General features: G+C 61.6%; 7 protein-coding genes and 1 pseudogene. 6 read left to right on the top strand and 2 right to left on the bottom strand.

Annotated elements, in window-relative coordinates:
* The 5 genes and pseudogenes from B5F94_RS16500 to B5F94_RS12590 all read left to right on the top strand — a co-directional run.
* Window positions 1-193: pseudogene (locus B5F94_RS16500) on the top strand (hypothetical protein); the annotation flags it as partial.
* Window positions 183-710 carry an Ig-like domain-containing protein gene (locus B5F94_RS12605; RefSeq protein WP_087330576.1) on the top strand — a complete coding sequence of 176 codons (528 nt, stop codon included), beginning with the start codon at window positions 183-185 and terminating at the stop codon, window positions 708-710. The pseudogene B5F94_RS16500 and the gene B5F94_RS12605, both read left to right, overlap by 11 nt.
* 126 nt (window positions 711-836) lie before the next feature.
* Window positions 837-1,421, top strand: coding sequence for a hypothetical protein (locus B5F94_RS12600; RefSeq protein WP_087330575.1), 585 nt, complete (start codon window positions 837-839; stop codon window positions 1,419-1,421).
* Window positions 1,379-2,836, top strand: a complete 1,458-nt coding sequence (locus B5F94_RS12595; RefSeq protein WP_143383303.1) for an S-layer homology domain-containing protein — start codon at window positions 1,379-1,381, stop codon at window positions 2,834-2,836. Before B5F94_RS12600 ends, B5F94_RS12595 begins: the two co-directional genes overlap by 43 nt.
* 117 nt (window positions 2,837-2,953) lie before the next feature.
* Complete coding sequence (locus B5F94_RS12590) at window positions 2,954-3,553, top strand: Crp/Fnr family transcriptional regulator (protein ID WP_087188934.1); 600 nt, start codon at window positions 2,954-2,956, stop codon at window positions 3,551-3,553.
* A gap of 49 nt (window positions 3,554-3,602) precedes the next feature.
* On the opposite strand, the gene B5F94_RS12585 is transcribed toward B5F94_RS12590, so the two are convergent.
* Window positions 3,603-4,994, bottom strand: a complete 1,392-nt coding sequence (locus tag B5F94_RS12585) for an MATE family efflux transporter (RefSeq protein ID WP_087330571.1) — start codon at window positions 4,992-4,994, stop codon at window positions 3,603-3,605.
* Entirely contained in the window at window positions 4,994-5,578 is a 585-nt protein-coding gene (locus B5F94_RS12580; RefSeq protein WP_087188932.1) for a hydrolase, read from the bottom strand. Before B5F94_RS12580 ends, B5F94_RS12585 begins: the two co-directional genes overlap by 1 nt.
* A gap of 116 nt (window positions 5,579-5,694) precedes the next feature.
* On the opposite strand from B5F94_RS12580, the gene B5F94_RS12575 reads away from it, so the two are divergent.
* Window positions 5,695-6,264 (top strand): sporulation protein, encoded by a 570-nt coding sequence (locus B5F94_RS12575; RefSeq protein ID WP_087272831.1) that lies wholly within the window; start codon window positions 5,695-5,697, stop codon window positions 6,262-6,264.
* Window positions 6,265-6,328 lie beyond the last annotated feature (64 nt).

Genomic DNA, 6,328 nt, shown 5'->3' with positions numbered 1-6,328 from the left:
CCCCCACTCCCACAGCTACGCCGTCGGCCACCCCCAGTCCCACGCCCACGGTCACGCCGTCAGCCACCCCAAGCCCCACGCCCTCGGTCACACCGTCGGTTACTCCCAGTCCCACGGCAACACCCAGACCAACCCCCACGCCTACACCAACCCCGGTGACCCCGGTGGTGGAGAACCGGAGCATGAGCGCTGAGCTGGGGCGCGGCTACAGCTTTGGAGGACAGTGGGGAAATCTGAATCCCTCTGACGCCGGTCTGCCGGCGGGGTTGACCTACAGCTCCTCCAATTCCAGTGTGGCGCCCATTGACAGCTCCGGCTGGTTTACCATCCTGTCCCCCGGCACGGTGGTGCTGACGGCTGTCAACCCCCGGGAACCCAACGTCCACTATACCATTACCGTGCAGGCCAAGAATGAAGTGCCCTGGGACTACCAGTTGGACGGCATCAACCTCAGTGTGGGGCAGAGCCGGTATCACGGATTTTCCTCCTATTCCCTGTATACCAACTTTACCATCGCCTCTACCGTGTGGAGCAGCAGCAATCCATCGGTGGTGACGGTGGGCGACCAGGAGCCCACCAGCTGTCAGCTCACTGCCAACGCCCCGGGCACAGCCACCATCAGCGGCGTAGTCACCTTGCGCGTGGATAGTCAGGAGGGTGTGCTGACCTTCACCGACAACGTGTCTTTCCAGGTCACCGTAAACGCATAGCGGCCGGGATGCGGCACTTGAAAAAAGATAAAAAAGTTTGTCCGGCTTTAAAACCGGGCTGCCGGTTCCACACACTAACAGACAAAGCCCCTGCAAAATCCCAAATCAAGAGAAGGAGAATGCGCAATGAAAAGACGATCTTTCCGCCTGCTTTCCTGTCTGTGTGTTCTGGCCATGGCAATATCCATGCTGCCGGCGGCCTGGGCCGCAGAACCGACGCCCCTGAAATCCACCATTGCCGGTGGCACCTACAACGGCAACTGGGCGGTGCCCATTGACGCCTACCTGTACCAGGACGGCGACAACCTGGTGCGGGTGGAAAATTTCGAGGGTGTCAAAATCGTCGATGCCCAGGGAAATTTTATGAAATGGAGCGCCTATCCCCGGCTGGTGGCCGAGACCTACGACAGCAACTTCCAGCTGATCTCCTCGGTGGATCTGGATATGGAGCTGGACCTGTGGGGCGGCTTCTATGCCGGTGAGGACTACAACTTTGTGATTTTCGGCCAGGAGAACCCCAGTGAGGACGACAACGCCGAGGTCATCCGGGTGGTGAAGTACGACAAGGACTGGAACCGCCTGGGCCAGGCCAGCCTGCGGGGGGCCAACACCACCATCCCCTTTGATGCCGCAGCCTGCGGTGCGACGAGTACAACGGCTACCTCTATGTGCGTACCAGCCATGAGATGTACCAGTCCGGCGACGGGCTGAACCACCAGGCCAATCTGACCTTCTCGGTGCGTGAGTCCGATATGACCATCACCGACGGCTATCACGACGTGGTGGCCAACAAGGGCTATGTGTCCCACTCCTTTAACCAGTTTATTCTGGTGGACAGCCAGGGACGGCTGGTGGCTCTGGACCACGGCGACGCCTACCCCAGAGGGGCCTGTCTGTCCATTTACGACAACAAGGCGGGGAGCGACACCTTCGCCAACGGCTGCAAAACCTTCAACCTGACCACCTGGTCCGGCAGGCTGGGCGAGAATACCACCGGCGCCAATGTGACCGACCTGGCGGAGACCTCCTCCGGCTACCTGGCCGCCTACAGCAGCACCGGTAAGGGCTCGGCTTCCACCATCGGACAAGACCCCATGAACATCTTCCTGAGCTATACCAGCAAGGATGACGTCTCCTCCAACGGCACCACCGTGCGTCAGCTTACCTCCTGGCCCAGCGACTCCGAGCTGTACGGCTCTCAGCCTGTGCTGGTTCCCACCGGTCCGGACGGCGGCTACATCCTGTGGCAGTTGGCTGAGAAGTGGGATAACGGCTACTATTACAATAAGGAAAGCATCCAGTATGCTACCTATTCCGCCGACGGCACCGTCTCCGACATCAAGACCGCTGACGGCGTGCAGATGTCCCGCTGCCATCCCATCAGCTACAACGGCAAGGTGGTGTGGTACTCCACCCACGATTCCACCCCCGTGTTCTATGTGCTGGACAGCTCCGGGGTCCACTCCTATCCCGTTGGGGAGGGCGGCGGACAGCAGCCTGATCCTGACCCTGACCCTAATCCCGACCCCGATCCCTATCCTGATCCCGACCCCACCCCCGATCCCGGCGACGGTGAGAACGGCGACTTCTCCTTCAGCGACGTGCCCGCCAACCAGTGGTACGCCGACTATGCGGTGAAGGCCGCCCAGGCCGGCCTGATGAAGGGCACCGGCGGCGATAAGTTCAGCCCCAACGCCACCCTCACCGTGGCCGAGGTGGTCACCCTCACCGCCCGGCTGTACGCCGAGCGCCAGGGGGAGAGCGTTCCCACCTCCGACGGCGCCTGGTACCTGGGTGCCTATCAATACTGCATTGAAAACGGCCTGTTTACCACCAGTGAGGTACCGCTGTCCACCATGCTGAACAAGGCCACCCGCTTCCAGATGGTGAACCTGCTGGACCGGGCGGTGCCTTCGGAGGAGAAGGAGGTCATCAAGGTGGTGTTCAACGGTGAGGTCCCCGATGTACAGGAGACCGATCCCTACGGCCCCGTGGTTTACCTGTGGTACCGGGCCGGCATCGTGGAGGGAGATAACAATGGAAGCTTCCACGGCAATACCAATATCAGCCGGGCGGAGACGGCAGCCATTCTCTGCCGTCTGGCCGGGCTGACCCCCCGGGTGTGACCCGGTATCTGCCGGTATTTGGACAACAATTTCATAGGAATTAACCTGGGATAATGTAGAAACCACGCAAAATATGATAAAATAAAACACTAATATTTTGTGTTGGGAGGGTGAGAGATGGATCTGCCAGAACTTTACCATCACCTGTTCGGACTGTCGGACCAGTCCCTCATCCAGAGGCTCACGGAGTGGGGCGAACTGCGGAACGTAAAAAAGGGCCACCTGCTTTACCGGGAAGGGGAAACGCCGACCAAGCTGACCTTTTTGGTCCAGGGGCTGCTGCGGGGCTATTTTCTGGATGCCGGCGGCCGGGACATCACCGACTGCTTTGCCTTTGAGCCGGGGTCCCCGGCCACGGCCTGTATCGCCCTGGGGGAGCCGGCCACCATCAACATTGAGGCACTTACCGACAGCCTGGTGCTGGAGCTGCCCATGAGTCTGGTACTGGAAATGCTGGAGGAATATCCCCAGCTCTATCGCCTGTACAGCTGTTTTCTGCTGGACGCTCTCAAGCGCCACTGGGAGGTGAAGGCCGCCATGTACCAGTATGACGCCATGGACCGGTATCAGTGGTTTTTGCGGGCCTATCCGGACCTGCACCGCCATGTCAGCGGGAAGCACGTTGCCTCCTTCCTGGGTATGACCCAGGTGACCCTCAGCCGCCTGCGCCGTACCCTGCGGGAGGCGGGCCAGCTCCAGGCCGCCGAGGAAGAATAATAGAAAAAGGACGTATCGCCAAGGCGATACGTCCTTTTTTTGTTTAGGTTCAGGCGTGTTTGGCATCCAGTTCCTTCTGGCGGCGGGCCAGAATGCGGGGGAAACGCCACAGGAACATGGACCCGGTGGTGAGGGCGGCCAGAACGTCGGCCACCGGCTCAGCCAGAAACACCGCCATGACCTGGTGGCCGGTGATGAGCCGGGGCAGGATGAGAATGAGGGGAAGCAGCAGGATGACCTTCCGCAGCAGGGCCAGAAACAGGGAGATCTTGGCTTGGCCCAGGGCCACGAAGGTCTGCTGACAGGAGGTCTGGACCCCCAGCATAAACATTCCGCACACATAGATCCGCAGGGCCCACACCGCCAGATCCACCAGCTCCGGCTTGTCGTTGAAGAGCATCACAAAGGCGTGGGGGAAGAGCTCCAGAGCCAGGCAGGCGGTACAGCTGAAAGTAAAGGCGCTGATCAGCAGCAGCTTGAAAGCCTTCTTCACCCGGTCCAGGTTGCCAGCGCCGTAGTTGAAGCCGATGATGGGCTGGGCCCCCTGGGCGATGCCCTGGAGGAGCAGGAAGAAGATCTGCAGCACGCTGGAGCAGATGGTCATGGCCCCCACGGCGGAGGTGCCGCCGTAGGCCTTCAGGGAGGCGTTGAAGGCTACGTTTACCAGGCTCTCAGTGGCGTTCATGATGAAGGGGGATACGCCCAGAGCCACTACCGGGGCCAGTACCTTGGGATTGATACGGAAGTACCGACTTTGCAGCCGCAGCCTGGTGCGCTTGCCGGTGAGGAACCGGAGCACCCACACCGCAGAGACGCCTTGGGCGGTGATGGTGGCCAGGGCCGCGCCCTTGACGCCCATGTTGAAGCCGAAGATAAACACCGGGTCCAGCACGATGTTGGTCACCGCGCCGATGAGCACCGTGGCCATGGAGATGGTGGAAAAGCCCTGGGAGGTGATAAAGAAGTTAAGCCCCAGGGAGATCTCCACAAAAATGGTACCCCACAGATAGATGGTCAGATAGTCGGTGGCGAAGCCGATGGTCTCCTTCGTGGCACCGAAGAGGAGAAGCATAGGCTCCTTGATGGCCAGGAAGAGGGCGGTCACCAGCACCGACAGGGCGATGAGCAGGGCGGTGCAGTTACCCAGGATGGCGTTGGCCTGATCCTCCTTGCCCTCGCCCATCCGTACCACAGCCCGGGAGCCGCCGCCCATGCCCACCAGGGCGGAGATGGCGGAGACGAACATCAGCACCGGGAAGCATACGCCAAGACCGGTAAGGGCCAGGTCTCCCACTCCTTCGATGTGGCCGATGTAGATCCGGTCCACAATGTTGTACAGGGCGTTTACCAGTTGGGCGGTGACCGAGGGCAGCGCCAGCCGCAGCAGCAGCTTGCCTACCGGGTCCCGGCCCAGGTCGTTTTCTCGTTTTGCCACAGCCATTACGCCTCGTCTTTCTCCAGAAAATAGGTGGCCTCCATGTCCGCCACGCTGAGGGCGAAGGCCAGAGGATACTGCTGGAAGGCCTGCCCCACCAGCCGCTTGTCCTCGTCGCCGGAGAAGCCCATGTGCCAGCGGATGGCCATGGCCTCCTCCCGGGTGAGGCGCAAAAAGCCGGAGAGAATGTACACGCTCTTCTCCCCGTGACCGTAGGGAAGATTATCCTCATAGAAGAAGGTGGGCACGCTCTGCCACTTGCCGTCGGGGCCCTTTACATTGCGGGTGCCGCCCCGGTAGCAGCCGATTTTGCATACGTCATGGAGGAGGGAGACCAGGGCAACCGTCTCCGGGGCGTAATCCAGGCCATACAGCTCCCGTACCCGTTCCCGCTCCAGATAGGCCTCCAGGCAGCGGTAGACGTTGACGCTGTGCTCGCACAGGCCGCCGGGGTAGGAGCCGTGGAACCGGGCGGAGGCGGGAGAGGTGAAAAAGTCGCTCTTGTGCTCCAGGTAGTCCAGCAGAGCGTCGGAGCCCTCCCGGTGTATGTTGTCCCGGTAAATCTGAAGAAATACTTCCTTGCTGTCCATGACAGACCTCCTTGTCATTGGCTTAAATGCCAGTATAGCACAGCCCCCCACAAAAAACCACCCCATGCACCACTGATTCGTACCCCGAATAGAATGGGCGGAACAGGAGGTGCTCCATGGAGTGGTTTTCCATGCTGGCGGCGGCGGTCCTGTTTGCCGCCGCCTGTAATTTTGATACGGTGATCCTGGCCATGGGCTGGGCGGTACGGGGGGTACGTCCCTCCCCTGCCCACACCTTGGTGATCGCCGGGCTGACCACCCTCATCACCTGGCTGTCCCTGGTGCTGGGCGAGGGGGCGGCGGCCACCCTGGGCCGCAGCTTTGCCGGAGCCCTGGGGGGGCTGGTGCTGGCGGGGATCGGGCTGTGGTTCGTGCTGGACTGGCTGCGGGGTCTGGGAGAGACCGGACAGGAGGATACCCCCGCCGCCGGGAAGAGCCTGCTGGGCTGGGTGGCTCTGGCCGCCGCCCTGGCGGTAAACAACGCCGGGGTGGGCGTGGCCGCCGGGGCCTCCGGTGTAGGTCCGGTCCTGGCCTCTCTGGCCAATTTCATACTTACCCTGGCTGCCCTGCCCCTGGGCCGGGTGCTGGCCGACAAGGTGGCCGGGCGGCTGTTGGGCCGGTTCGCCCTCCCCCTGTCCGGCCTGCTCCTCATCGCCCTGGGGGTGTGGCAGGTGCTGGGGGGATGACTTCGCCCCGGCAAAGAAAAATCCCCGCGTCTTGAGACGCGGGGATTTGTGATGTACGGATGGA

Source organism: Flavonifractor sp. An4, assembly GCF_002161755.1.
GTDB lineage: Bacteria > Bacillota > Clostridia > Oscillospirales > Oscillospiraceae > Flavonifractor > Flavonifractor avicola.
The sequence above is the reverse complement of the archived record's forward strand: the minus strand, read 5'-3'. Positions and strand labels throughout refer to the sequence as shown.

Coding starts and splice junctions, on each gene's coding strand:
- B5F94_RS12605 (WP_087330576.1), top strand. CDS start 183: ATGAGCGCTGAGCTGGGGCGCGGCTACAGCTTTGGAGGACAGTGGGGA.
- B5F94_RS12600 (WP_087330575.1), top strand. CDS start 837: ATGAAAAGACGATCTTTCCGCCTGCTTTCCTGTCTGTGTGTTCTGGCC.
- B5F94_RS12590 (WP_087188934.1), top strand. CDS start 2,954: ATGGATCTGCCAGAACTTTACCATCACCTGTTCGGACTGTCGGACCAG.
- B5F94_RS12585 (WP_087330571.1), bottom strand. CDS start 4,994: ATGGCTGTGGCAAAACGAGAAAACGACCTGGGCCGGGACCCGGTAGGC.
- B5F94_RS12580 (WP_087188932.1), bottom strand. CDS start 5,578: ATGGACAGCAAGGAAGTATTTCTTCAGATTTACCGGGACAACATACAC.
- B5F94_RS12575 (WP_087272831.1), top strand. CDS start 5,695: ATGGAGTGGTTTTCCATGCTGGCGGCGGCGGTCCTGTTTGCCGCCGCC.